At 71.9% G+C, this 26,136-nt stretch carries 14 protein-coding genes and 1 pseudogene; 5 read left to right on the plus strand and 10 right to left on the minus strand.

Annotated features, from left to right (window positions below; translation table 11 throughout):
* Positions 1-443: 443 nt before the first annotated feature.
* The 5 genes from ACZ4TV_RS23560 to ACZ4TV_RS23580 form a co-directional block, all read right to left on the minus strand.
* Positions 444-3,242: a S8 family peptidase gene (locus tag ACZ4TV_RS23560; RefSeq protein ID WP_468136726.1), complete on the minus strand. Its 2,799-nt coding sequence runs from the start codon at positions 3,240-3,242 to the stop codon at positions 444-446.
* Between the two features lie 193 nt (positions 3,243-3,435).
* Positions 3,436-5,085 carry a phospholipase A2 gene (locus ACZ4TV_RS23565; protein ID WP_468136727.1) on the minus strand — a complete coding sequence of 550 codons (1,650 nt, stop codon included), beginning with the start codon at positions 5,083-5,085 and terminating at the stop codon, positions 3,436-3,438.
* Between the two features lie 936 nt (positions 5,086-6,021).
* Entirely contained in the window at positions 6,022-6,579 is a 558-nt protein-coding gene (locus ACZ4TV_RS23570) for a hypothetical protein (protein WP_468136729.1), read from the minus strand.
* A gap of 3 nt (positions 6,580-6,582) precedes the next feature.
* Entirely contained in the window at positions 6,583-6,954 is a 372-nt protein-coding gene (locus ACZ4TV_RS23575; RefSeq protein WP_468136730.1) for a hypothetical protein, read from the minus strand.
* Positions 6,955-7,080: 126 nt separating this feature from the next.
* Positions 7,081-7,908 carry an ArsR/SmtB family transcription factor gene (locus ACZ4TV_RS23580; protein WP_468136731.1) on the minus strand — a complete coding sequence of 276 codons (828 nt, stop codon included), beginning with the start codon at positions 7,906-7,908 and terminating at the stop codon, positions 7,081-7,083.
* 576 nt (positions 7,909-8,484) lie between these two features.
* Here ACZ4TV_RS23580 and ACZ4TV_RS23585 point away from each other — a divergent pair.
* Positions 8,485-9,069 carry a dihydrofolate reductase family protein gene (locus ACZ4TV_RS23585; protein ID WP_468136732.1) on the plus strand — a complete coding sequence of 195 codons (585 nt, stop codon included), beginning with the start codon at positions 8,485-8,487 and terminating at the stop codon, positions 9,067-9,069.
* 58 nt (positions 9,070-9,127) lie between these two features.
* Here the strand turns inward: ACZ4TV_RS23585 and ACZ4TV_RS23590 are convergent, their stop codons facing one another.
* On the minus strand, positions 9,128-13,645 hold the full coding sequence (locus ACZ4TV_RS23590; RefSeq protein WP_468136733.1) for a cation-translocating P-type ATPase: 4,518 nt from the start codon (positions 13,643-13,645) through the stop codon (positions 9,128-9,130).
* A gap of 149 nt (positions 13,646-13,794) precedes the next feature.
* Here ACZ4TV_RS23590 and ACZ4TV_RS23595 point away from each other — a divergent pair, with 149 nt between their 5' ends.
* Positions 13,795-14,310: a hypothetical protein gene (locus tag ACZ4TV_RS23595; RefSeq protein ID WP_468136734.1), complete on the plus strand. Its 516-nt coding sequence runs from the start codon at positions 13,795-13,797 to the stop codon at positions 14,308-14,310.
* 312 nt (positions 14,311-14,622) lie between these two features.
* Here the strand turns inward: ACZ4TV_RS23595 and ACZ4TV_RS23600 are convergent, their stop codons facing one another.
* Positions 14,623-15,459, minus strand: a complete 837-nt coding sequence (locus tag ACZ4TV_RS23600; RefSeq protein WP_468136736.1) for an aldo/keto reductase — start codon at positions 15,457-15,459, stop codon at positions 14,623-14,625.
* A gap of 221 nt (positions 15,460-15,680) precedes the next feature.
* Here ACZ4TV_RS23600 and ACZ4TV_RS23605 point away from each other — a divergent pair, with 221 nt between their 5' ends.
* Positions 15,681-17,414 (plus strand): serine/threonine-protein kinase, encoded by a 1,734-nt coding sequence (locus ACZ4TV_RS23605; protein ID WP_468136738.1) that lies wholly within the window; start codon positions 15,681-15,683, stop codon positions 17,412-17,414.
* 30 nt (positions 17,415-17,444) lie between these two features.
* Here the strand turns inward: ACZ4TV_RS23605 and ACZ4TV_RS23610 are convergent, their stop codons facing one another.
* Complete coding sequence (locus ACZ4TV_RS23610) at positions 17,445-17,777, minus strand: hypothetical protein (RefSeq protein WP_468136739.1); 333 nt, start codon at positions 17,775-17,777, stop codon at positions 17,445-17,447.
* Between ACZ4TV_RS23610 and ACZ4TV_RS23615 the strand changes: the two are divergent.
* Positions 17,731-18,213 (plus strand): annotated as a pseudogene (locus tag ACZ4TV_RS23615) (aromatic-ring hydroxylase C-terminal domain-containing protein); the annotation flags it as partial. The gene ACZ4TV_RS23610 and the pseudogene ACZ4TV_RS23615 overlap by 47 nt on opposite strands.
* Before the next feature lie 117 nt (positions 18,214-18,330).
* A complete protein-coding gene (locus ACZ4TV_RS23620) occupies positions 18,331-19,389 on the plus strand; it encodes a vWA domain-containing protein (RefSeq protein WP_468136820.1) in 1,059 nt (352 codons plus the stop codon).
* 6 nt (positions 19,390-19,395) lie between these two features.
* Here the strand turns inward: ACZ4TV_RS23620 and ACZ4TV_RS23625 are convergent, their stop codons facing one another.
* Positions 19,396-21,165, minus strand: coding sequence for a hypothetical protein (locus ACZ4TV_RS23625; RefSeq protein ID WP_468136740.1), 1,770 nt, complete (start codon positions 21,163-21,165; stop codon positions 19,396-19,398).
* A gap of 126 nt (positions 21,166-21,291) precedes the next feature.
* Complete coding sequence (locus ACZ4TV_RS23630; protein ID WP_468136741.1) at positions 21,292-25,995, minus strand: HEAT repeat domain-containing protein; 4,704 nt, start codon at positions 25,993-25,995, stop codon at positions 21,292-21,294.
* Between the last annotated feature and the right edge of the window lie 141 nt (positions 25,996-26,136).

Genomic DNA, 26,136 nt, shown 5'->3' on the forward strand with positions numbered 1-26,136 from the left:
ACCGCCGAACTCGCCGATTCGACGCGGTCCCCACGGCAGGGCAATCGCGGCCGCTCACTCAAGTCACCACGCCGCTCTGCCGCGTTCGAGCATCGCTGCAGCCTCTGGCCATGAGCCATGGGAGGACGAAACCTGGAACGTAATGCGCGTCCCAGCATGCGTCGTCGCCGTGGCTCTCATGGGACATACGGTGTGGAGTTGGCGCGTTCGGCGCAGCCGAGCCGACGGGCGAACGGAAGGTGCCGCGCCTGCACGGCGTCTGTGACCCCTCGTGGAAGAGATGCGCGATTGCTGCAACGCACGAGGCTCCTGTGCCGTTGAGGGGAGGTGTTTGAAGTCTCAACCCATCGGCACAGGAGCCTCGTTGGTTTCGCGCGTCCGGCGCCTAGTGGTGCGACCGACCGGAAAGGTTCACCGGCCGGCAAACCTTTCCGGTCATCGCGCTAGCGAGCGGAGTACCCGAAGGCCACACCGTTGGCCGGCAGGCCACCCGAGCCGGGCTTGTACGTGGTCACGGGAGCGACCGTCCCGCCCTGGGTGACGTTGGACATCGGCAGCGCGTACAGCGCACCGGCCGCGTTCGGCCCGAAGGGCATCCCCACGTACAGCTTGGTCGCGGTGAAGTGGATGTTCTTGCCGAGCTGCTGGTTGGCCCCGGGCGTCCCGGGGATCCCGTCACCGTCGCCCGCCTCGATCCAGCGGTCGTTCGGTCCGGCCGAGCCGGCCATGGAGAACGTGTGGATCGCGCCCGCCTTGGTCGCGGTTCCGAGCGCCTCGCCGGGCGTGCCGACCGCGAGCCGCATGGAGGCCACGGTGCTCACCGAGCCGGGGGCGGTGTTGACGGCGGTCAGCGTCTCGCCCATGCGGTCACCGGTCTCGGAGGTGCCGGAGACGTCGTCGTCCGCGGTGCCCTGCTTCAGCTCGCGCAGGTAGCTCCAGCTCCCGTCGGCCTTGATCCGGATCAGCACCACGCGGCCCGCGTTGAGCCGGTTCTCGGTGCCCACGACCACGCCCTCACCGGGCGAACCGATCGCAAGGATCGATTCGGTCGGGGCCGGGGAGCCCGTGGGCCGGAACGGTGCGATGGCCACCGCGTGGCCGAACTGGTCGCCCGCCTCGGCGTCGCCGGAGATGGCGGCGCTGTCCTGGTCGAGACCGGCCAGCGGGGCCGGGCGGCCGTCGGCGTCGAACGCGTTGGCGTCGAAGATGGCGACACCGCCCGCCTTCGCCTTGGTGCCGATCGCCTCGTTGGGGGAGGCGATGGCGATGTAGTTGGCGTCTGCGGTCAGGGCGAGTCCGAAGTTGTCGCCTGCCTCGGGGTCACCGGGAACGCCGGGCTTCTCCTGGCTGATCGTCAGGCTCGTGTTGCCGTACACGTAGAAGGCGGTGCCCGCGCCGGTGAGCGTGCCGATGGCCTCGCCGGGCGAGCCGATCAGCAGGTACGGCCGGCCGGCGTCGTTGACGGCCGCCGCGAGCGACTGCCCCATCCGGTCGTTGGCCTCGGCTGTCGACGCGGCGATCGCGCCGGTGCCCGCGCCCTGCTCGAAGTGCGTGGCCTTGAGGGTGCCCGCGCCCAGGCCGCCCGCGGAGCCGTACAGGATGTCGACCATGCCGGCGTTCGTGGCCGTGCCGATGTCGTCGCTCGGGGTGCCGACCACCAGGTCGGAGAAGCCGTCCTTGTTCCAGTCGATGGTGGCGAGGGTCTCGCCGAAGTAGTCGTCCTTCTCGGAGCCGCCCGGCACCCAGTCCAGGTCCTGGCTGAGCTCCGCGGTGCCCTTGCCGGCGCCGTACACGACACGGATCAGGCCGGCGTTGGTGTTCGTGCCGACGGTGGCCTGGGTGTCGGAGATCGCGATGTCCTCGGCGCCGTCACCGTTGAAGTCGGTCATGCCGACCGGCTTGGGGGTGTTGCCGCCGCCGCCGAGCGCCGCGCCGAGGTCGATCCGGGGCGTGGTGGCACCCGTGTAGATGATGGGCCGGCCGCTGCTCTTCAGCAGGGCCGTGAGGTCCGCGACGCTCTTGGTGGGGTACGCCTGCTTGAGCACGGCGAAGGCGCCGGCCACGTGCGGGGTCGCCATCGACGTGCCGTTCTTGGAGGCGTAGTTGCCGCCGGGCACCGAGGAGACGATGCTCGTCCCCGGGGCGAAGAGGTCGAGCAGCGGGCCCCGGTTGGTGAAGGTGGACAGCTCGTCGTCGTCGGTGGTGGAGCCGACCGTGACGGCGGAGGAGATGCAGCCGGGGACGCTCACCGCGTCGGCGTAGCCGTTGTTGCCGGCCGCGATCACGGTCGCGACACCAGCCGCGAGCAGGTTGTCGACGGCCGCCTTGCGCGGGTCGGAGTCACAGGCGGCCGTGTAGTGGCCGCCGCCCAGGCTCAGATTCGCCGCGATGACCGGCGTACCCGCCTGCTTGATCTTCAACACCTTTTCCAGGCCCGCCAGTTGGGCGCTGGGGAAGCTGGCGACACAGGGCACTTCGCCGGCGCAGGAATCGGCCGTGTTGAACTGCGAGAAGACCTGGATCGCGATGATGTCGGCGTCGGGGGCGACACCCGTCTTCGGTGCCCCGGTGGCACCCGTGCCCTTGCCCGCGGCGATGCCGGCCACATGGGTCCCGTGGTCGCAGGCGGTCATGGTCGCGCACGGCCCGGAGTCGGTGTCGGCGGAGCCGGGACCCTCCTGCTCGGCGGCGCCGTTGGGGCAAAGGCTGGTGGCGCCCAGATCGGGATCGATCGGCGAGAAGCAGGCCTCGGCCTTGACCCGGCCCTTCAGGAACGGGTGCTGGGTGGCGACACCGGTGTCCAGAACGGCGATCGCGGCGCCCGCACCGGTCTTCCCCGCCGTGGCCGCCGCGTCACCGCCGATGAGCGGGACGCTCTCGTCCAGGGTCGCCGGCTCCGGCTTGTCCTCGGTGACGGCGACCACGCCCGGCTGAGCGGCGAGCCGGTCCAGGCCCGCCTTGTCCACCTTGAGCGTGACCACCGGCAGCGACTCGAAGTCCTGCTTCGTCTCACCCGCGGCGGCCGCCTCGGGGATGTCCGTGCGGCTCTTGGTGAGCACGTTGACGCGGATGGTGCCGGCGTCGGCGGCCCGCGCGTACAGCGGCGGGTCAACGACCCCGCCCGGGACCGCGGCCTTGACGGCATCGGGGACGCTCGTCGGCGCGGCGGCCCGGGCCGGTATCGCGCCGAGGGTCGTGGTCATCGCGACGGCGACGACCGTAACCCAGATCTTCTTCTTCATGGTGCCTCGGGGAGCAGGGGGCCTGGCGTGGCCCGTGGACGGGCGGGCATGGCCGGACCCGTGGACATGGGGGAAGAGGTGGGGTGCGAACGGGCCGGGCGGCGCTGCTGCGGCGCCACCCGGCCCGATCCCCTCCCAAGGTCGTGAACCTCAGGAGGTCGTGCGAGGGAACATCAGGCGTCCGCGCCCGTCATCAGGTGGCGTTCGCGCCGTTCTTGGCCCGCCCGAAGACCGTCACCGCGCCGTAGTACGTGTTGGCGAGGGAGCGGCAGGTGCTCTTGAAGAAGTAGGCGGGGCAGGTCTTGCTGTAGAGCGTGTCGTAGAACACGGCGTCCACGGCCAGGCCCTTGTTGCGCGACAGGTAGTACTTGTAGCCCTTGTACGAGTTGCCGATCAGGCCGTAGCCGTAGTCGTGCATGTCGCAGGAGGGGATGAAGTTGTAGCCGAGCGGCTTGTCGGGCGCGGTGGTGCAGTGGTCGTGGTTGATGCCGCGGACCGAGTAGCCGGTCGGGGTCGTCTTCCACTTGGGCGAGCGCCACCCGTAGTGCGCCACCTTGGAGGTGCAGCCGGTCTTCCAGTAGTACATCCAGTGCCGCGCCCAGCTGCACTTCGCCGGGTACGACGTCGGGTCGGTGATCTCGCCGCCGAGGAAGTCCGAGGCGGGCGGCGCGCTGGTGACGCCGGTGCTGTCGTCCGGGGCGTCGCCCTCGACGGGCACGCCCGGGGTCGGGACGGCCTCGCCGTCGAGGGTGGCGGTCGGGGCCGCGGAGTTGGACGCGAAGCTCAGGTCCCAACTGCCGCTGGTGGGCGAGCTGATGTCGGCGAGGCGCTGCGTCGCGTCGTAGGCGTAGGTGGCCTGCGGCTCGGCGGCCTCGCTCGGGTTGGTCACGGTGCGCAGCAGACCGGAGGAGTCGTAGGCGTACCGGGCGAGGGTCTGCGTGGTGGCGCCCTCGGTGACGGTGATCTGCTTGACGCGGCCCGCGTAGTCACCGAACGAGGTGCCGGCGGCGGTGGTCGAGGCCGCGTAGGTCACCGAGGTGGACGTCGCGAGCCGGTCGCCCGCAGCGGGGTTCGAGACCTTGGACACCCGGCCCTGGGCGTCGTACTGCACCGAGGTGGCGTAGACGTTGTTGCCGACGCTGATGACGCGCCACTTGTCGGTGCCGGTCGCGGCCTGCTGCCACTTGTACGTGGGCTTGAGGTCCGCGGCCGGGATCGGGTTGCCGGCGGCGTCGGTGAACGCGTCGTCGCCCGAGGCCACTGTGGAGAGGTCCACACCGACCACCTCGACCATGGACGTCACCATGGTGCCGGTGGCGTCGTTCCACTTGGAGGTCGCCGTGACCTGGGAACCGTCGGAGGTCGCGTACTTCTTCACGCCACCCCCGTCCGGGTAGTCGATGCTCGACTTCAGCGCGTAGGTGATCTTCTCGTCGACCCCGAGGTCGGTCACCACGATGCTGTCGCCGATCTGCTCCAGCTTCCGGTTGAGCTGGCCGCCGACGAACTCGGCTTCCCAACTGGGGCCGAAGACACCCATCTCGGGGCGCGTGGCGGGCGCGGACTCGGGCTTGGCGAGTCCGCCGTCAGGCTGCGCGGTGACGGTGTGGCGGCGACCTATGAGGGCCGCGTCCACGTCGGTCTCGGCGACCTGGAAGGTCTTGTCCTCAGTCGAGTACTGACCGGGGCCGATCGTGGACAGCGTGCCCTGGGCCAGCGGCTGGTCAGGTACCTCGGCCGCCGCGGCGGTCGACTCCTGGACGGACGCGACCGCCACGGAATGCTGCGGCAGAAGCAGCGTCAGTGACAGCGCGGCGATGGCAGGAAGCGCAATTTTGCGCACGAGTCCCCCCTCGTGTTCGGTGTTGGCTGGTGATCGCTGCGGACAGTAGACGCCTGTGGATCACCTCCACAAGGCACGTCTGACGGGGACACAGCGGTCCCGCGCTTGCTCCCGTGAAGTCCGCTACCGCCGCCGAATGCCCGAACACGACTGAGTACTTGTACTCATGTGGTGCTCAGGCCGTCGCCCCAGACTGTGCGCATGACGGAAACCCCGAACCCGCTCAGCTCACTCGCCCGACCTGCGCCGATCACGCTCACCGCGCGCCCCACGAGCCCTCTGCGCCAAGAGGTCGGAACACTCCGTCAACGAAGCCGAAACGACCCTCAGCAATGCGCGCGCAACACCCCGGAAAAGCATTCCCGGGAGCAAATTAAAAGATCCAGACCTCGACCCCAAGTGACCCCAGTCACTTAGCTGACACTTACGTCGGAAGGGATTCGATCAACTTCCAACCGCCTCAAACCGGACAAAAATCACCCGAACACCCGCCCTTAGGGACGCTTTAAACGGCTGCAGGTCTCTCACCCCACTACCCGAAAGCGATTACCTCTCTCATTGCACCGGCAATCTCGAAACTGTTCGGAGCGGTCGACGAGAATGCGCCCGGCAATCCGGCGGGCGCTCCCGCCCCCTGGCCCTGACCCGCTGGTGCCGCCAACCACGCTCGGCAGCGCGCGCGTGGCGAATCGCGGTGGGGGCCCCTCACCGCGGCGACGCTGTTCGACCAGGGCGACATCGCCCTCACCGTGACGGTGAGCGAGGACCGGACGGCACGGATCTGGGACCTGACGGCGGACCAGCCCGCGGAACCTCGCAGGCACACCCGCCCGGACCGGACCGTATCCGCCAGGGCAGAGGGCCCGTATGACCACTGCGGTCGCGCGGCCAACCAGCCGTACGGGGCCCGGTCGGCGGGGACCGGCGGATCGGCGGTCAGAAGCGGAGCGGGACTTCCGCCGGCAGTCGCGGGTAGACGAGCGCCCACTGTCCCGTGACGCAGTCGACCACCCGCGTCTCGTCCTTGGCCGAGCGGGCGAAGTCCGCGAGGTTCCGTTCCCCGGCCGTCAGCTCGGCCCCCTGTCCTCGCAGGCAGTTCCCGACCGCCGTACGCAGCGGCTCGTCCATGACCTGCGGCTGCGCCGCGACGAACGTCGGCTCGACGAGCGACAGGTGGGAGAGGTTACAGCTCTGGACCGCGCTGTTGTACGTGCCCGGGTCGCCGCTGGGGGTGATGGTGTAGATCAGCGTGAGGTTGTCGGCGGGGCTGCGGACGGGGTCGGTGACCGGGTACCCGGCACCCCTGACGCAGGAGACGAACCGGTCCATCGCCGTGCGGTATTCGTCCGCGGTGACCTTCCCGTCGCCCAGCGCCCACTGCTGCCCCGGAAGCGGAATGTCGTCGGAGCTCTCCCGGCCGCCGCCCGGACCGGCCTGCGCACAGCCCGAGACGGTGGCCAGAATCACCGCGACGACGAGCGTCGCCCTACGCATGGGTCAGGAGTAGGTGACGTTGCAGTTGTCGCAGCCCCAGTGCAGACCGTTGCGGCCCTTGTAGGTGGAGTTGTAGCTCGCGTACGCGGAGGTGCTGGTGCCGTACACGCGGGTGGTCCAGTAGCCGTCGCTCCTGATGAGCGCCGCGCTCAGCCGGCCGGCGCAGCTGCCCGACACCTTCTTCGTCTGCGCCCAGTTCTGGCTTCCGTTGAAGCCGCTGCCCACGTAGTTGCTGCCACAGCTGCGCGAGACGGTGCGGTTGTTGCCCAGTGCCTGGGCGTCGGTCGCGGCGAGCAGGGGCGTGACCGCCACCAGTGCGGTCAGACCGGCCGCCGCCACACTCTTGCGTACGGAAGAAAGCGAGATCGTTCCCATCGGGTTCGGGTTCCTTTCCAGATCCGGTGATGTCCTGCGACGACGCTACGGAGCCGGAGGAGGGGAACGAACCCTTTGCGTGACAGCGCAAAGGGGCCGCACCGCGAGGCCCGCACCCCATCGGGGTCAGGTGCCGTGCACCAGCCCGGTCCCCAGGGCCGTCCGCGTGTGCGTGACGGAGGCTCCCGTCCGCTCGGTGACCACCAGGCCGGCCCGGCGCAGTGCGGTGGCGTGGCGGCTGGCCGTGGAGGCGGAGGTGCACAGACGCCCCGCGAGTTCGGTGGTGCTGTGCGCGGTGTCGAGGAGGCGCAGCGCGGCGGCGCGGGTCGGCCCGATCAGCTCGTCGAGGCCACGCGCCTGGGAGGTCCCCGCGGCGCACGGTTCCGGCTGCGGGATCCACAGCGGGCCGCGTGCGACGGGGAAGACCAGGGTCGGCGGCAGTCCGGGGTCGGCGAGGGCGATCGGATGGTTGTGGCAGAAGAAGCTCGGAACGAGAAGCAGGCCGCGGCCGCCCAGTTCGAGGCTCTTGGACACGGGATAGTCCACTTCCAGGACCGGGGGCCGCCAGCGCAGCTGCGGCCCGAGGCCGCCCAGCAGGGCTTCACTCCCCTGCTCGGTGATCAACCGTGCGTGCCGGGTCGCGTGGCGCTGCGCCAGCGCCGCCCCGGCGGGGGCGTACGGGGCCAGGGCGAGGGAGTGGTAGCGGAGCAGGGCGGCGCCGAGATGGCGCAGGGCGTGGGGGCGTCCGGCGGCGATGTCGTCGAACCAGGCCGACGGGTGTGGGCGGGAGTCCGCGAGCCTGGCGATCTCGACCCGCAGGCGGTTCCTGCCGGTGGAGAGCGCGCCGTCGATCCCCTCTTCGAGGGAGGTGATGTGCCCGGGGGGCGTCAGGAAGTCGGGGAAGTAGGAGCTGATCGGGACGAGTGCCGTCAGGAGGTGGACGGCCCCGGCCATGTTCGCCTCGGCCAGGACCTTGCGGGCGACACGGTTCCAGGGCGCGAAGAAGGCGTCCGGTCACGCGAGTTGGTGAAGGCTCAGAGCCGTCTCCCACATGATGTCGGGCTGGGCTGCCAGCCTGAGGCGTCCGAGATCGGCACCCGTGAAATGGATCCGGAGCACAAGTCCCCCTTGTGGTCGCGTACTAGTGCTGTGACCGGAAAGGTTCACCGGGTCACGGCCCCCGGCACGGCACTCGGCACCGTCAATACCGGTCTGGCTACCCAGAAGACATCAGCGCCGTAAACATCCCCTTGACGTCTCCTTGTCGGCCATGTCCGGATGACCGAGGCCGGGCGGGCGGACGCCGTGGCCGCCCGGGGGGGGAGCCAGTGGGGCCCGCGTGCTCACGCCACGCCGAGCGCGCGCAGCACGCGGTGCCGGCCCGCTGTCGGCCGAGCGGACCATCATCAGATGGCCGGCGGCGCCGCAGGAGTCCTAGGCGGGCGATGAATCTCGCCGTGATGGCCAGTCTGTATCTCTGAACACGCGATATCTCTGAACACGCGATCAACCGCACTCGAGGAGAGCATCATGACCGCTACCTACACCTTCGACGTCTTTTGCAGCCTCGACGGCTACGGCTCCTACAGCAGCAGCGGCGACTGGGGCGGCTACTGGGGCAAGCAAGGCCCCGAGCTCCTCGACCACCGCCTGGGCCTGTACGGAGAGGAGCAGCGGATGGTCTTCGGGGCCAACACCTATCGGGCGTTCGCGCGGATGCTGGCCTCCAGCACCGAGGAGTCCGAGGTGCGTGACCCGTGGGTCACCCGGATGAGGAGCCTGCCGGCGACGGTGGTGTCGACGACACTCGAAGGACCCCTCGACTGGCCGGACGCGACCCTCGTGAGCGGTGACGCCGTCGACGTCGTCGCCCGGCTCAAGGAGGAGTCCGAGGTGCCGTTGCGCTCGCACGGCAGCCTGTCGATGAACCGGGCACTGATGGCCGCCGGTCTGGTCGACCGCGTCCAGGTGACGCTCTTCCCTGTGATCACCGGTCGGACCGGGGTGGAGCCGATCTTCCAGGGTGCGGCCGACTTCGACCTCGAGCTGATCGAGAGCCGGACGCTCGACGGCCACATCCAGGAGCTCATCTACCGGCCCACCCTGCATGTCTGAGTCCGAGAGGCGGGGGGCGCTTCTTTTCCGCTAGCGGCCTCGCGCGTTCGGCGCGTGCTCAGGCCTCGCCCGGGAGGAGGGTGTCCGCGTGGTCCGTGAGGCGGGCGATGGCGGGGGCCAGTGCGTGGCCGAGGAGGACGGCCGCCGCGATGGCTGTCAGGGTGATGCCCCAGGCGAGCGGGCCCAGGGGTACGCAGCCGAAGAACTGGCTGACCCCGGGGGTCTGGATCACGGCGACGAGGACGGCCGCCGAGCCGAGCCCTGCCACGAGTACGTTGCGGTCCAGGCCGCCCGCGGTGAGTGTCTGGACGAGCTGGGTGCCGACGACCGCGGCGAGGGCGACGGTACTGGCCCGCCGGCCGCGGCCGGTCACGCGCGCCGCGGCCCAGGCCAGGCCGGCGCCGGTGGCGGTGACCGCGCCGCGCAGCAGCATCTCGCGGGTGAGGGCGGTCCCCAGCGAGCTGTGGGGACCTTCCTTGAGGAGGCGTTCGCCGGTCTGGCCGGAGGGTTCGCGTACGGCGATGGCGAGGGAGGGGGCGAGGTCGGTGAGCAGGTTGACCAGCATGATCTGCCGGGCGTTGAGGGGGGTGGCGCCGGTGAGGGCCGCAGTGAGGACGCTGAAGGTGACCTCGCCGAGGTTGCCGCCGATCAGGATCCCGAGTGCGGCGCGGACCGAGGTCCACATGGCGCGGCCCTCCATCAGGGCGGACACGATCGTTTCCAGCCGGTCGTCGGTGACCACGAGGTCGGCGGCGGCGGTAGCGGCCGGGGTGCCGCGGCGGCCCAGCGCGATGCCGACGTCTGCGAGCCGGATCGCGGGCGCGTCGTTGGCTCCGTCGCCGGTCATCGCCACGACGCGGCCGAGGCGTTGGTAGGCCTGGACGATGCGGACCTTGTGGGCGGGGCTGCACCGGGCGATGACGTCCACGGTGGGCAGCAGCTCGTCCAGGGCGTCGTCGTCGAGTTCGTCGAGTTCGGGCCCGGTACTGATCTTCGGCTCGCTGACCTCGCTGATGCTGGAGGCGATCGCGTCGGCCGTCGCGGGGTGGTCGCCGGTGAGCATGACGGTCTGCACGCCCGCGGCGCGCAGCCGGGCCGTGGCCGGCGCGGCGCCGGTGCGGACCGGGTCGGCCAGGGCGACGAATCCGAGGAAGACCAGGTCCCGTACGGCCTCGTCGGTCAGGGCCTCGTCGGCGTCCATGCGGCGTTCGGCGACGGCCAGGACGCGGCGCCCCGCCGCCGCGAGCTCCTCGGCCGCCTCGGTCAGTGCCCGGCGGGAGGCTTCGTCGAGGGGGGCGGCGGCGCCGCGCTGCGGCGGCCGGCGCCCGGCACAGCGTTCGATGACGCTCTCCGGCGCGCCCTTGACGCTGAGGAGCGCGCCGGCGCCCACGTGGCCGGTGCCCGTGTGGCCCGCGGTCGCGTGGTAGGCGCGGGCCGGCTCGAAGGGCAGGCTGTCCGTACGGCGCCAGCGGGCGGCTCCCACCCGCGCGGTCACGTTCGCCCGCCGGGCGCCGTCGATGACGGCACGGTCGGTCTGGTGGGCCATGGGTTCGGCCTGCCGGGCCGGTGGGGTGGCGCGCAGGGCGGCGGCGAGGATCTCCTTGCGCCGGCCGTCGAGGCGGTCCAGGGCGGAGGCGCTCTCGCCGTCGCTGACGGCGGCGAGCTCCAAGGTGCCCTCGGTCAGGGTGCCGGTCTTGTCGAAGCACAGCACGTCGGCGCGGCCCAGCGCCTCGATGGTCCTGGGGTTGCGTACGAGCGCTCCCACGTCGGCCAGGCGCCGCGCGGCGGCCAGCTGGGCGGCGTTCACCAGGAACGGCAGGCCTTCCGGTACGGAGGCGACGGCGAGGTTGACCGCGGAGGCGAGGTTGTCCGACAGCGGCCTGCCGTGCAGCAGGCCGGAGATGGCCACCGCCACGGCGGAGCCCAGCGCGACCGGCACGCTGTAACGGGTCAGGGAGGACAGCCTGGCCTCCACACCCGTCTCGGGCGCCGCCTGGCGGGCGGTGGCCAGGCCCCGTCCGGCCTCGGTGGCCGCCCCGGTGGCCACCACGACGGCGACGGCGCGCCCGGCCGTGACCGTCGTGCCCTCGTACAGCATCGAGCGGCGCTCCGACAGGTGCGCGGCGACCAAGGGCGCCGGGTCCTTCGCCACCGCGAGGGACTCACCCGTCAGGGAGGACTCGTCCACCTCGAGGCCTTCCGTTTCCAGCAGCCGGCAGTCCGCCGGTACGACGTCCTCGGGGCGCAGGACGACGATGTCGCCGGGCACCAGGTCGCCGGCGGCCACCAGCCGCTCGCGGCCGGCCCGGCGGACGCGGGCGCCGATCGCCGAGCGCGCGAACAGCTCGGCCAGGGCCCGGTCCGTCCGTACCCGCTGGAAGCCGCCCACCAGCGCGGAGGTGGCCGTGATCGCGGCGACCAGCGCGGCGTCCGTACGGGATCCCACGGCCGCGGCCAGGGCGGCGCCGGCGGCGAGGATCGGGGTGAGCGGATTGGACAGCTCCTCGACGAAGGCGTAGGGCAGGGTCAGCTTCCTCGGCTCGCCCCCGGGCGAGCCGGCGCGGCGGTCGGCCGCCTCCTTGCCGGAGAGCCCCTCGGGCCGGCTGCGCAGCCGTTCCAGGACCCGGTCGGCGGGCATGAGGTGCCAGGGGACGCTCGTCACCGGCGGGGCGAGCGGGCGGGCCAGCAGCTGACGAGCGCGCCAGGCACCCAGCCAGAACGCCACGGCCCCCGCCGTGTTGCCGACCGCCAGGGCCCGCGCCGTGGCCCGGAAGGCCGGGGCCCGCAAGGCGGCCACCGCGCCGACCCCGCTGCCCCCAGAGGCCAGGAAGTGGCTGTCGCGCTCCACGAGGGCCGCCGTACCGACCGCGTCGACGATGACCGCCGCCGCCTCGAGATCCGCTCCGACGAGCAGGTGCGCCCCCCACGGGGTCTGCTCGTCCTCGCCGTGTACGCCGATCGCGCAGTCGGCGGCGGCCAGTGCCCGGCGGTTGCCGCTGATCAGCAGGACCACCGCGCCGTCGGCCTGTAGGCCCCGCACCGACGCGACCAGCCGGCCGCCGGCCGGGACCACGGCGTCGGCGAAGCGGAAGCGCGCACCGGGCCGGTCGCAGGCCACCACCACGCGGGCCCCGGCCCGTCGCGCCGCCGCGGCCACGGCCTCCGCGCCCGGAGCGGAGGGGGTCGCCAGACCCGCGACCGCCTGGAGCCGGCCGCCGCGGGCCAGACCGATGAACTTCTCGCCGCCCCGGGCGCGCAGCCGCTGCTCCGCTTCCCGGGCGGCGCCCCTCGGATCTCGTTCCGCACCCGCGTTCCCGTCGCCGTGCCCGTCCTCCTCCAGTTCCAGCGCGTCCAACGGCCCCAGCGTCCAGTCCCCGGTGCGCTGCACCGCGAGCGGTGCGTCCGGGTCGAAGAGCGCGAAGAGCCGTTCGGACGCCTGGACCGGGTCGACGCCCTCGCACACGTCGAGGTCGACCGGTTCGTGACGGTCGCCGCGCAGCGCCGCCTCTTCGAGGAGGATCGTGTCCACCTGGCCCAGGCGCCGCAGGGCAGTACGGTCCATCGTCACCACCCCGCGCAGGGCGAGGTAGCGCCCCAGGCTCGCGGCGAAGCCCTCGCGCCCGGCGGCCGGCGCCTTCGGCACGGAGGAGATCGCGACGGCGACGGCGCGCCGCAACCCGCCGAACGGCAGCGCGGCGAACCCGGCCGCGGCGCCCGCGGCCATGGACCACTGCGCGTAGCGGTCCGCGGCGACCTGGGGCGCCGGGCCGGCCCGGTCGATCACCGGCGCCTCGGCCGACGCTTCCTCAGGGCCGCGTACGAACCGCGCCTCGCCCTCCCGCCAGGCCGTGCGTTCGGCGCTCGCCTCCCGCCACACCGCCAGGCGCTGCACCACGTCCAGCGCGATGCCCCCGCCACCGCTCGCCACGCCTTGGACGAGGGCTCCGAACACCGGCAGCAGGGAGTCGGTCCGGTCGAGGAAGCCGCTGCCCGCGTCCTCGACCAGATGCCGTAGCCGCGGATGGTAGCGGAGGGCGTCGACGGCGCCGCCGATCTCCGGCGGAAGTCCGAACCACGGCGCGAGGCGCCGCAGCGTGGCGACCGCCAGACCGAGGGTGTCCGCGGCGAGCGCCGGGACGGAGGGGAAGGGCAGGCCCTCCGACGGGTGGTCCGGTTCCGGCGTCCACTCGTCGTACGCCGCCGCGTCCGCCGCGTGGTCGCCCTCCGCGCGTTCGACCAGCGCCACCAGCTCGCGCTCGGGCGGCGGGGGTGAGACGACCTCCACGACGACGCGTTCCATGGGCCCGTTCACCCGCGCCCACACCACGCCCGGATGCTTCTCGAGCGCCCGCTCCACCCGGCGGGCCACCTTCTGGCCGCCCACCCCGTGTACTCCGCAGACCGCGATGTAGAAGCGCCCGGGCCGCGACCACACCTCGCGGCGGGGGGAGCCGATCAGGTCCGCCGTCACCCCCCAGGCCGCCCGTACGCTCGACGTCGCCTGTGAGGCGACGCCCGAGACGACGGTCTTGAGGAAGGAAGGCACCCAGGGGGATGTGGCGGCCTCCGGGCACATGGAGCGTCCTCCCTCGATCAGCGCGGGTCGCCGCGCAAGCACGACAGGAAGCCCAGTCTCATCGAAACCGTTTAATCCGGCCATACGGGAAATACGCAGAGAGAGGGGGATAGAACCCGTATCCCGGCCCAGCTCTGGAGGTGAGCCCTGTGGCCTCTGCCCATGCCGCGCACAAGCACAAGCGCGAACGCGATCTCGACCACGAACGCGCCCGCGACCAGGAACATCAGCATGACCGCGATCGTGAGCGTCCGGCGGAAAGCCCCGCCGAGCCGACCGCTTCCCCGACTCCGACGCCGGCGCCGACGCCGACGCCGCCCTCGAACGAGTCCGGCGGCGAGCCGCGCACGATCACCCTGACCGTGCCCTCGTTCGGCCGAGTCGCCAACGGCGCCTGGAACGCCGCCCTGCTGCCCGTCGCCGCCGCCCGCCAGATCCTGCCCGCCAAGAAGGGCCTCCCGCTCTACGCGGGCCTCGCCGTGCTCGGCGCAGCCGACGTACTCGAATGGCCCGTCGCCATCGGCATCGGCATCGGATACGCCGTTCTGCGCCGCGACGGCGGAGTCCTGGACAAGCCGGAGCACCGCCACTCCCCGGCTGCCCCGCAGAAGTCCGGGCCGACGACCCCGGGCCATCCTCAGGACGGGAGTCCGGCCACCGCCTGACCGCCGCCCGGACAGCGCCCCCGCCCGGGCGGCTACCCCGGCCGCCCCCGGGGGCGCCGGCCTGGCCTTCCCCTGCTCCTGGGCGGGCACGCGGCACTGCACGGCGGGACACGGGAACACACGCACAGGCACAGGCACAGGCACACGCACGATCACGAGACCGACTCCCGTGAGGGGAAGGGGCCGCGCCGCACCGGCCTCCCCGCGCTCCTCGGCGTAGGACTCGCGGCCGGTCTGGTGCCCAGCCCGTCGGCCCTCGTCGTCCTGCTCGGCGCCATCGCACGGAGCGTGCTGTCCACGGTTCGAGCCGGGTCAGGCACATGACTGCACCGGGGCTCCCGACAGGCGGTCGAGGCGATCGCGCTGGGCCTCGGTCAGGTGGAGGCGTTCTGCGGCCAGGTTCTCCTCCAGGTGGCCGATCCGGGAAGTGCCCGGGATCGGGAGGACGACCGGCGAGTGGCCCAGGAGCCAGGCGAGCGCGACCTGCGTGGGGGTGGCGTCGACCTCGGCGGCCACGGCGGTGATCTCGGACCTCGCCCCGGACTCCCCCCAGGCGACGGGGCGCCAGGGCAGGAACGCGATGCCGGCCGCTTCGCAGGCCGCGAGCACGGGCTCGTGCTCGCGGTCGAGCAGGTTGTAGCGGTTCTGCACGCTCGCGATGTCGACGATGTCGCGTGCCCGGTCGAGTTCGTCGACGGTGACCTCGGACAGGCCGATCCGGCCGATCTTGCCCTCGGTGCGCAGGTCCCGCAGCGCGCCGAGCTGGTCGGCGAGGGGCGTTTCCGGATCGAGCCGGTGCAGCTGGAGCAGCTCGATCCGCTCGGTGCGCAGTCGGCGCAGCGCCTGCTCCACCTGCTCGCGCAGAGCGGCCGGCCGCCCGTCGGGCAGGCCCGACGGGGCGATTCCGACCTTGGTGGCGATGAGGACGCCGTCCGGATAGGGGTGCAGGGCCTCGGCCAGGAGCTCCTCGTTGGCGCCCCAGCCGTACATGTAGGCGGTGTCGATCAAGGTGACGCCCAGCTCGACGGCTCGCCGGGCGACCGCGAGAGAGGTCTCACGGCCCGGGCCCGCCTCCGTCCGCAAGTGCATCGCCCCGAATCCGAGCCTGCGTACTTCCAGATCCCCGCCGATACGAAACACAGTCGACATCACGTGCTGTTTCCTCCCCCTTATTCAAAGGGCAACGCTAACAGTGCAGTTGGTTGGGCACCGGAGCACTTCCGGGCCGCCATCCTCTTCGCACTACGTGGGCGGCCGTGCCGTCGAGTCGGCGGCCGCACACCTGCGCGCTCCCCTCACGCGCCTGCCTCTACTCTTGAGGCCGCCGGTTGGTGGATGACGAACAGAACAGCGATGGAACGGAGCGTGCGGTGACGGCGGGGGAAGCGCAGGGCGGAGAGCTGATAGGCAAGGTGCTCGGGGGGCGTTACCGGGTGACCTCCTTGGTCGGACGCGGCGGCATGGGAGTGGTCGCCCGTGCGGTGGACGAACTGCTGAACCGAGAGGTCGCCGTCAAGGTCCTGCGAGCCTTCACCGACGCCTCCGCGGCCGAACTGGCCGATCTGCGGACCCGGATGCAGCGGGAGGCGCAGGCCGCCGCCCGTATCCGGCACAGCGGCGTGGTCACCGTGCACGACGTGACCGAGGAGCAGGGCCTGCCGGTCATCGTCATGGAATTCGTCGACGGGCCCTCGCTCGACGACGTGCTGACGGAGCGCGGCACTCTGGAGCCGCACGAGGCCGCGGCGATCGGCGCAAAGCTGATGGCCGCGCTCGACGCCGCGCACCGGGCCGGCGTACTGCATCGGGACGTCAAGCCCGCGAACGTGCTGCTGGAGCACGGCGGGAGGGTCGTTCTCACCGATTTCGGCATCGCCACCATGGAAGCGTCCGACGGCGACGCCATGGCCAAGCTGACCCGCAGCGGTAACATCGTCGGCTCCCTCGACTACCTGCCACCGGAGCGCGCGCAGGACAGGGAGCCCGGTCCCGCGTCGGACATCTGGTCGCTCGGGATGACGTTGTACGCGGCCGTGGAGGGCACTTCGCCGTTCCGCCGCACTTCGGCATGGTCCACGTTGTCGGCCATCGTCACCGAACCGCTGCCGGAGCCCCGCCGGGCTGGACCTCTCACGCCAGTGCTCCAGGCGCTGATGGCGAAGGAACCGGAGGACCGGCCCACCGCGGACCAGGCGCGCGGCATGCTGGAGCGCGTCGCCTCGGGTCGGACGGTGCACGTCGCGTCCGCCGGCCCGACTCCCGCTCCCACGCCCACTCCCACGCCCGCTCCCGCTCCTGCTCCCGCTCCCACGGTGGTTCCCGGGGCTGCGGCCGCCGTCGCGCCGCCTCCCGGCTTCGGACCCCCGCTGTTCCCCCAGCCCACCGCGCAGCCTCAGCCTGCGCACGCCGGCTACCCGCAGCCCAGCCTGCCGCCGACCCTTCCGCAGACCGGTGGGCCGGCCGGGGGCCCCGCCGGAGTTCCCTCTCCCGAAACGAGCCGTTCCGCAGCCCGTCGCGCACGCGGCCGCAGTCGTACCCCCCTCGCAGCCGCGGCCGCCGTCGTGCTCCTCGCCGCGGGCGGCGGCATCACCTACGCCCTGACCGCCGAACAGGGCGGCACGACCGCGGACGGCCCGCAGGCGTCGCCGCCCGGCGTCAGCTCCCCGGCGGGCAGCCACCAGCCGAGCGGGGGCCGCACCCCGTCGTCCACCGGTTCTTCCGGCGCGACCTCCCAGCGCTCTCCCTCGAAGAAGACGGACGGTCAGGCGCCGGGCGCGACACCGACCGCCTCTCCGAAGACCACACCCAGTTCCACGGTGAAGGAGCCCACCCCGGTGTCGACGGGTTGCAGCGGCTGGAACCACCAGAACCGCAGCAACGGCTACGGTTACCTGGCCGGCGACTACCACCTCTTCACCGGGCCGTACCGGGAGTGCTCGTACGTGACCCTGGCCAAGTCCGGCGCGAAGCTCTTCTACCACTGCTACGCCACCAATGCCCACGGCAACAAATGGATCTACGCCCGCATCGAGGGCACGGACACCGAAGGCTGGATGTCCAGCAACCACCTCACCCGCGAGAGCGGCACACTGGTCCGCTGCTAGTGCTGTGTCCGGCGCATCGGCTGACCCTTGTCAGCCGAGGTCGGGCAGGGGGCGCCGGGCGACTTCGCGGGCGTCCTCGGGGGCTATGCCCAGCATGCGCAGCATGCATCTCGGCCAGGTTCGACGCGGCCTCTTCGCCGTCGAGTTCCGGGCGGGCGAACGGAGCTCCACGAGCGCCAGCAAGGAGCCCCCCAAGGCGGTCAGCGCGGCGGTCGGGTCGGCGATGGTGAAGCGACCGGAGGCGGTGCCGACCTCGACGTCACGCAAGGCGCGCGGGGGGCACCTGGGCGGCGTCGACGACCCCGCAGAACTCGTCGGGGCCGCCGCCCTCCGGCGCAGGGTCCTGGGGGCGGCCTGCCGCATCCCCGGCCTCACTGCTGCGGCAGGGCGCGACCTCAGTCCGGCCCTGGCCGCGGGTCCGCTCGTACGCCGTCGTGTCCGCTGGAGCGGCCGCGGTCTCGTAGGACGGCTCTGCCCGCAGCCGTGGGTGACCACCGAGGGGCGGCGCGCGCGCCTCGACGACGTGCTCGGCGACCCCTTCGCCGTCCTGACGGTCGCTCCCGTCTCACCTTCGCTGCAGGCGGTCGCCCACGGACTCGGCGCCCGGATCGTCCCAGTGACCGGCATCGGCGACGACGGCCGCCTCGCCGACTGACTGCGCGGGGGCGGGGCGGACGCGGCGCTGCTGCGCCCCGACCGTGTCGTCGCGGACATCGTCCCGGCCGGCGGCCGCGAGTTCACGGACACGGCCGGCTGGGCATCCCTGCTGCACACCACGCGAAGCCCATTGCCTTCCCAGGGGGCGGGCGGCGGCGGAAGCCCTGTCCGGCGGGTGATGAAGCGTCAAGCTCCGTTGTCAGTGCCTGCCCATAGTGTGGAGACATCACTCGGGGAGCCTCGGAGAAGGAGCAGAAGCGTGTCCGCCAACAAGATTCAGCACAAGGTGAATCACGTCGCGCTGGTAGTGGACTGTTCGGGTTCCATGCATCAGCACCAGCGGCAACTCATCCGGGTCGTAGACGAGTTCGTCGCGGGCCTGAAAGCCGAGTCGGACAGCCTCGGTCATGAGACCCGGATCAGCCTCTACTCCTTCGACCATAAGGTGGAGAACCTGGTCTGGGACATGGACGTGAAGCATCTGCCGTCCATGCGGGGTCTTTACAAAGTCAACAATGGCGCCACGGCCCTCATCGAAGCCTCTCTGAAGTCCCTGGACGACCTGGGCCACATCTGGGAGGCGTACGGGGAGCACAGTTTCCTCCAGATCGTCGTGACGGACGGCGAGGAGAACGCCTCCGGTGGCGACCGGCGGCACGACGGCGACATGACCATCCTCGGCCCCTGGCTCGACAAGATCGCGGCGAAGATGGGTGCGCTTCCGGGCCACTGGACTTCCGCGATCCTCGTGCCGAACTCCCTGGCCAAGCGAACCGCCCAGAACTACGGCTTCCCGGCCGGGAACATCGCCATCTGGGACGCGGATTCCCAGGAAGGTGTCGAGGAGGCGATCGGCACGGTGCGCGCTGCGGCCACCAGCTTCCTCCGTGGCCGCGAACAGGGCGTGCGCGGCACGAAGAACCTGTTCGCGGTCGGGCAGGACATATCGGTCGACGACGTGCGGGCGAACCTCGAACCGGTACCGGCCGACAAGTACCGACTCCTGAAGGTCGACACGGAGGTTGAGATTCGATCCTTCGTTGATTCACATCCGGGCGTGACGTACGAACGCGGGTCGTGTTACTACCAGCTGGGCACCCGGGTTCAGGTTCAGCCCGACAAGGAAGTCATCGTGGTCGAGAAGGACACTGACCGCGCGTACACGGGCGACGCGGCACGCAGCCTTCTGTTCGGCACGGGTATTCAGGGGACCGTGTCCGTGAAGGCGGGGCACAATCCCAAGTTGGAGGTATACGTGCAGAGTCGTTCGGTGAACAGAAAGCTCAAGCCGAAGACGCGTCTGCTCATCATGCTCTGAAATCGTTCAGTCCTGGAGGAAGTAGCCGCTCACGTCGGCGATCACGTTCACGGTGCCCGCGTGGTTGTAAATGGTCACTGCGTCGGCCCAGGTGTTGTGGCCGCAGTAGTTCAGCGCGGGAAGCTGGCCGGTCACCGCGTTCGCGATGGTCTGCCCAGCGGTGAAGTTGAGGTTCGAGTACTCCGGGAACATTCCCTGGTACCGGTCGCAGCCTGAGCTGGGGTGCGCCGACAGATAGCTGGCGGCCGTGCCGCCGGTCGCGGTGACGTTCATCGTCACGCCAGTGACCCCGAACGGCGGGATGCCGAACTTCCACGAATTGGGCTGGATGTCCAGCTCCTTGCGCTCTCCGAGCGGCGTGCCCGGGGCCTCCCGGGTGTCCAGTACCCGGGTGGGCCCGGTGGGGACGAACTTCGAGCCGGTGGCGGAGTAGTAGCCGCTGATGTCGGCGATCAGATCGACCGTCCCGGCGTGGTTGTAGAACTCGACCGAGCCGTCGGCTCCGACCGGGACGGTGACCTGGTTGGGAATGGTCTCCCCGGCGGTGAAGTTGAGATGGGAGGCGGTCGGCCGGGCGGAGCCGTGCGGGTAGGCGGTGACGTAGCTGCCCGCGGTCGGTCGGGTGGCGGTGAGGTTGAGGGTCACCGCCTTCGCCTCGGGGTAACTCGCCGCGACGTTCAGGGTGATGGTCCCGCCCGCTCCGACCGGTCCGTACGGCCTGGTCGGGGTGCCCGGGGTGAGCCAGGGGTCGCGGGTGTCCAGCAGCCGCTTCGGGCTGACTGCGGTGAAGCGCTGTCCGCTGTCCCCCGTCAGGTAGTAGCCGCTGATGTCGGCGATCAGATCGACCGTCCCGGCGTGGTTGTAGAGGTCGACCGTGCCGTCGGCTCCGACCGGGACGGTGACCTGGTTGGGGATGGTCTGCCCGGCGGTGAAGTTGAGGTTGGAGGCGGTCGGCCGGGCGGTGCCATGCGGGTGGGCGGTGACGTAGCTGCCCGCGGTCGGGTTGGTGGCCGTCACGTTCAGGACCACCGCGGTGACACCCGCGGCGGGTACACCGGCCCGGCCTGCGATCCTGACGTTGACCGACTGGCCGGCACCGACCTTGGTCGCCGGTGCGCCGGCGCCGTTCCGGGTGTCCAACAGCCGAGTGGGCGTCACCGGCACGAAGGTGCCGGGGGTGCCGAAGGTGACCGGCACGGTGCCCGCGCGGCCGAAGTAGTCGAACGACATCGGCAGCGGGGTGGAGTCGTAGCCCGGGCCGGTGGCCTTCAGCTCGGCCTTCAGTACGACGCCCTGCTCGCGGGGCGCGCCGGACAGCTGGAGGAACACCCCGGTGCAGTTGGTCGTGCAGGCCGGGATCTTCAGCGTCAGCGCGCCGTCCGGGGTGACCGTCCAGTGGCGCATGGTCCAGTCGGTGCCCCACTCGGTGGCGGAGTTGTTGGTGCGGACCAGCAGCATCCTGGCCAGCTGCTGCGGGGAGTACCCCGAGGCCGCCACCGATTCGGCGGCAAGCGTCAGTTGCAGGTCCGTGCCGACCCAGGTCTTGCCGCCGTCGGGGCTGTTGAAGGTGATCCAGCAGCCCGAGCCGGCGTCCTCGCCGCCCGGCACGGTCACCGGCTTCTCCGCCGGATCGAACAGCTCGCCGCCCGAGCCGTTCGTGCAGAAGCTCCAGAGCTCGTACGGCTCGGTGTCGGCCAGTGCGCTCTGGAACGGCAGCAGGCCGGAGAGCACCAGTGCCCCGGCCGTCGCGGCCAGCGCGCGGTTGGTCTTGCGCATGTGGATTCCCCCCGTGAGCGGGACCGGCCCCCCTGAGCCGATCTTCACAAAATCCTATGCGACCAGGCCCCACAGCGGCTTCTTGTGAGGGCGCGTGAGCGTGCGGCAGTACGACGAGATCGGTAGCTACGCGACTGCGGCGGTGGTGATCTGTTCGAGAACCTCTGTGTAGAGGGGCCGTTTGTCGGGGCGGGCGTGGACGGCGGCACGTCGGAGAGCGGGGATCGCCGGCGTGCCGAGGCCGATGAGCCCCTCGGCCGCGGTCTTACGGACGACGGGATGGGGGTGCTCCAGCATTCCGGTCACCGCGGGGATCGCGGGGGCCCAGCTCGCGTGGCAGAGGGTCCGGATCGCCGTGCGTACCAGGTCCGGCTGGGGGTCGTCCAGCAAGATCGACGTGTGGTGCAGGTAGGTCTGCCGGTCCAGCATGGCCCGCGACGTGCGGTGGGCGTGCAGGCGGACCCTGGGCTTGGGATGGTGCAGCAAGTCACCGATCAGGTCCCGCAGGGCAGGGTCCCGGTCGGCGTCCGGGCCGCTGTGTCCCTCGGCCAGTCGCGTCAGTGCCTGGCGTATCCGCACCGGGTCGCCGGTACGGGCCAGGTCCAACAGCTGCTGCCGGGACGGCGGTTGGTACGCGCCTATCGACGCGGCGGGGGCACGGTCACGGAGCGCTGCCAGCGCGGCGGCGTCCTGCCGTGCGGTGTCCGGGCGGCGCAGCGGTCCCTCCACGAGGAGCAGGCCGTCCGCGAGGTCGTCGCGTCCTTCGGCGCGCAGTCGCCGGCAGGTCTGCGTCAGCGCGGGGGTGCGCAGCAGGGGCCGCCCGAGCAGCAGGTCGAGGAACCCCCAGGCGCCGGCTTCGAGGCGGTCGCCGAGGCGCTCCGCCAGCACGTCGGCGGGGACCCGGCGCAGCGCCCGCCCGGCTGCGGAGCTGCTGGACGGCGGGGCGTGCTCCCACCATTCCAGCAGCAGCGGGACCAGCGGTTCCAGGTCCCACGGGTCGAGCCGGCTCGCCGCGAGAGCCACCCTGTCGTGCAGGATGTCGTCCCCGCGCAGTTCCGTCTCGCCGACGGCGCTCAGTGCGCGGGCCAGCTCCACACCGACGGGTACGTCGATGCGGCCTCGTAGAAACGCTCGGAGCACGGGAAGCCGGGCCTCGGGCTCGGGCCACTGCGAGAGCGCCAGGGCCGCGGTGTGCCGGCGGTCCGGAGCGGATGCGTCCAGCATGGCCAGCAGGCGCTCCCGCAGTGCGGTGGAACGCGGCTGGTCGAGGTCGTCGATGTGCACGGTGCGCGGTCGCGGCGCCGGCGCGCGCGTGGTCTCGCTGATGGTCCAAGAGGGTGCGTCGAGGGGCTGGAGGACCGTCATCCAGTCGATGAGGGCGGCACGTACCTCGGGCCCGCCGGCAGAGGCGTAGACGTCGATCAGTGCGGTGAGTCGGTCCCGGGAGCCCGGGATGCCGTCGTGCTGCCGGCAGAGTCGGCGGAACTCCTCCAGGGCGCTCGGTGTGCGCACTGCGGCCTCCAGCACGGCTCGCCACGCCTCGGCCCCGGCCCCCGCCCCGGCCCCGGCCCACGCCCCGGCCCCGGCCCCGGCCCACGCCCCGGCCCCGGCCCCGGCCTTGGCCGGCGCGGCGTCCTCGGGGGACTGCGGGACGGCGAACGCGTCCCGCAGCACGGCGGTCTCGGCCTGCCAGGGGTCGGGGCCCAGCCGGGCCGAGGCGAGTGCCTGCGCGAGGTCGGCGCGGACCAGGACCGCGCCGAGGGCGCGGAGCAGCGTCAGTGTGGAACGGCTCCCCGCGGGTACGGAGGGCAGCGCGCGCACGGCGTCGATGACAGCCGGTTTCTCGACCGCCGGCAGAGTCGGCGCGACCGCCTCGATGACCGCGAGGAGGTCGTCCCGGTCTCCGGCCGAGGCCTCGGCGAGCCCGTCGAGCAGGACCTTGGCGCAGCGGGCGAAGGCCGTCAGTTCCGCGGTAGTCCACGGTGCGGGGCAGAGCCGGAGCGTGAGCCGCAGTACGCGACTTCGGACGGCGGGTTCGGAGCCGGCCAGGCGAAGCCAGTCCGGCAGCATGGGCCGTAGCTCCCGCAGTTGGCTGGGGCGCGGCAGCCGGGGGCGTTCGGCGATGCGTAGCGCGACCGACGGATCCCAGGCCCCCGCCGTCAGCGACATGAGGTCGAGGTCCGCTCCGCTGTCCACCGCTGACCGGGGCGCTGCGGGCGGGGCGATCCCGTGCTCGGCCATGGCCGTCGACAGGTCCTCGATCGTCCCGGAAGCGAGGCCGACCCGGCCGGTCGCCACCAGGGCGAGCAGGGTCGGTGCGACCGGTGACGCCTGGTCGTCCAGTGCGAGGACCGCACGCGCGGTCAGTGTGCGGTCGAGGCCCGCAAGCAGCAGCTCGCGGGCGCGGCCGTCTTCGCTGTGTTCGGCGGCGGCGAGGACGGTCGCCGGGTAGGCGTCGCCGAGGATGGCGCGCAGCGCCTCGATGAGCGTACCGCGCAGGCCCGGATTGTCGTGATGCCCGAGCCAGAAGAGCAGTGCCGGCACCGCCATGGGCGTGCCCGCGCGGACCAGAACCTCGGCGGCGGTCTTCTTGATGTTCATGTTCGGATGGCCGAGACGTGCGGCGATCGTGGTGGAAGCCCACCGGGCCCGTGCGTGACCGAGGGCGAGCAGCGCCTGCCGGACGGTCTGGATGTCCTGGGCGGCGGTCAGCGAGATCAAGGTCGCCGACAACGCCTGCGCGTCGTCCCCCGTGGCGTCGCGGGCGAGCAACGCGATCACGTGCTTGCGCACGTGCCGGTCGCGGTGCCGCAGCAGGCGGTGCGCCCGCGCACGGGTGCGCGCGTAGGGGGCTCGGAGCAGGAGTTCGAGCAGGATCGCCTGCTCGCCGCTCGACAGTCCGGGCCGGTCCAGCAGATCCAGCGCCATGGTCGCGACGACCGCGTGTCCGGCCTCTCGCGCGGTCGACGCGTCGAGCAGGCAGGACGGCCTGATCCGTCCCCGCTCGTGGAGACGACGGCCCAGGCCGTGTACGGCGTCCAGGACCTCCTGGGGTACCACGGGCTCCGCGGCCGGCTGTCCGCTTTCGAGTCGTGGGGCGGCTGCGCCGGGCTCCCGGGACGCCGCCAGGTCGGCCACGATGCGCAGGAGGAGGTCCGCGATGACCGGCAGCGTGCCGGCGCCGCCGTGGGTGGCCAGTCTGCACAGTGCCGCCACCGGCTGGTCCGGGTCCAGGTGGGAACTCAGGAGAGCCAGTTCCTGCTCGTCCGGGCCACCGAGATCCGCCGCGATACGAGCCGGCAGATCGGCGGGATCGAGACGGACGAGGACGGCGCGCCGTTGTGACGGGTCGTGGGTCAGGTGCCACAGCACTTCAAGGGCGCGGTGGCGCACCGCGCGGAGATGCGGCGCGATCGCGCCCGGACTCGCCTCCGTGGCGAGACCGAGCCCTTCCCTCAACGCCGTCACCGTCCGGTGCCCGCCGATGGCCTCCAGCGCGTCCAGGGCCGCTGCGGGCGCCGATGGCAGGAGAGCGATCACGGCGTCCTCGGCATCCGCGTGGCGCACCGCGCGGATCGCGTCGAGGAACGGCCCCGGCACGGGAGCCGAGGGAAGGACGCCTGTGATCGCGTCCCCAATCGGAAGGTCTCCCGCCCCCTGTTCGGCGAGGGCCACCAGCAACGTGAGCCGCCGCGGCCAGCTCGGATCGTCGGCGGCCGCGTCCACCAGTACGCGCACCATCTCCTGTCGGCAGGTGAACAGGATCGTCGCGACCTCGTCGGGCGGAATCGAGTGATCGGCGAGCGCCAGGCCGATGACGGACGGGACGTGCTGACCGTCCGCGAAGTGCCCGCGCCGGTGGAGGCCGCGCAGGCACGTCACCGCCGGCCCGCCGAACAGCAACGGGTCCCGTGCGGCGACGGCCGTCAACGCGCCGATGTCGGCGCGGTCCGCCAGGTCACCGAGCAGTTCCATCCCGCGCCGACGAAGACCCGGCGGCAGGCCGGGATCGTCGATGACCTGGCGCAGCAGGCAGCCGTGCCCGTGATGGGCCGCGGCCGCGAGTGCGGCATCGGCCACCTCGGGCCGTTTGATCACCGACTCGGCAGTGAGGAAGGGCGACAGGCGTCCCGGCGGCAAGGATTCCAACGCTGCCCATGGCTCGGTGAGTTCACCCAGTGCGGCGGCGACGACATCCGCGCTGTCGGCGCCGAGCAGGCTGATCACATGGCCGCGCACCAGTGCGGGAGCCAGCAGACCGGCGTGCAGCCCCTGCCGGGCCAGCCGCAGCGCCGCGGCCTGCAACACCGGGTCACCGCTGTCCACCAGCTCGTTCACGAGGTGCTCGGGCCGGTGCGCGCAGGTGATGGTCGTTCCCCGCACGGCCTGGTACAGCAGTTCGCCCGGAGACTCCTTGCGGATCACCGTCGGGTCGTTCAGAAGCTCAGCCCGCAGCCAAGCGATCCGTACCCGTGCCGGCAGCTCAGCCGTACGCCACGACGGCCAGCGTCGCCCGCGGAGCCCGCGGAGGTACGGCCCCAGTCGTTCATGGAGCCGCGCCAGGACGAGCACCGCCTCCGGTGGTCCCTCCACGGATGCCGGGAGCAGCCCCGCGAGTTCGGTCATCTCCAGTTCGTCGCCCGTCCGGCCCGAGGTGACGCGCTCGGTCAGGAGGACCAACCCCAGGTACCGCAGGCGGGGATCCTCGTGCCGGATGAGGCGTCCGAAGACGGCGGGCGGGCAGAGCCGCGCGTCAAGATGGCGGGACAGCCGGCCGACGTCGGCTCGACGCACCGCATCGTGGAAGGGCTGGTCCGGCGGCGTCGTCATCGTCGGATGCTAACCGGGCCGTTCCCGGCCGCACCATCGAGATCCACCGTGATGCGTGGCGGCCGCCGGCTGCGTGAGGGACGACGCCCCTGCACACACCTTTGGCCGCCACGCTGCCGAAGCACGCCCGGTCCCGGCCCG

This window comes from Streptomyces sp. NPDC028910, from assembly GCF_055564955.1.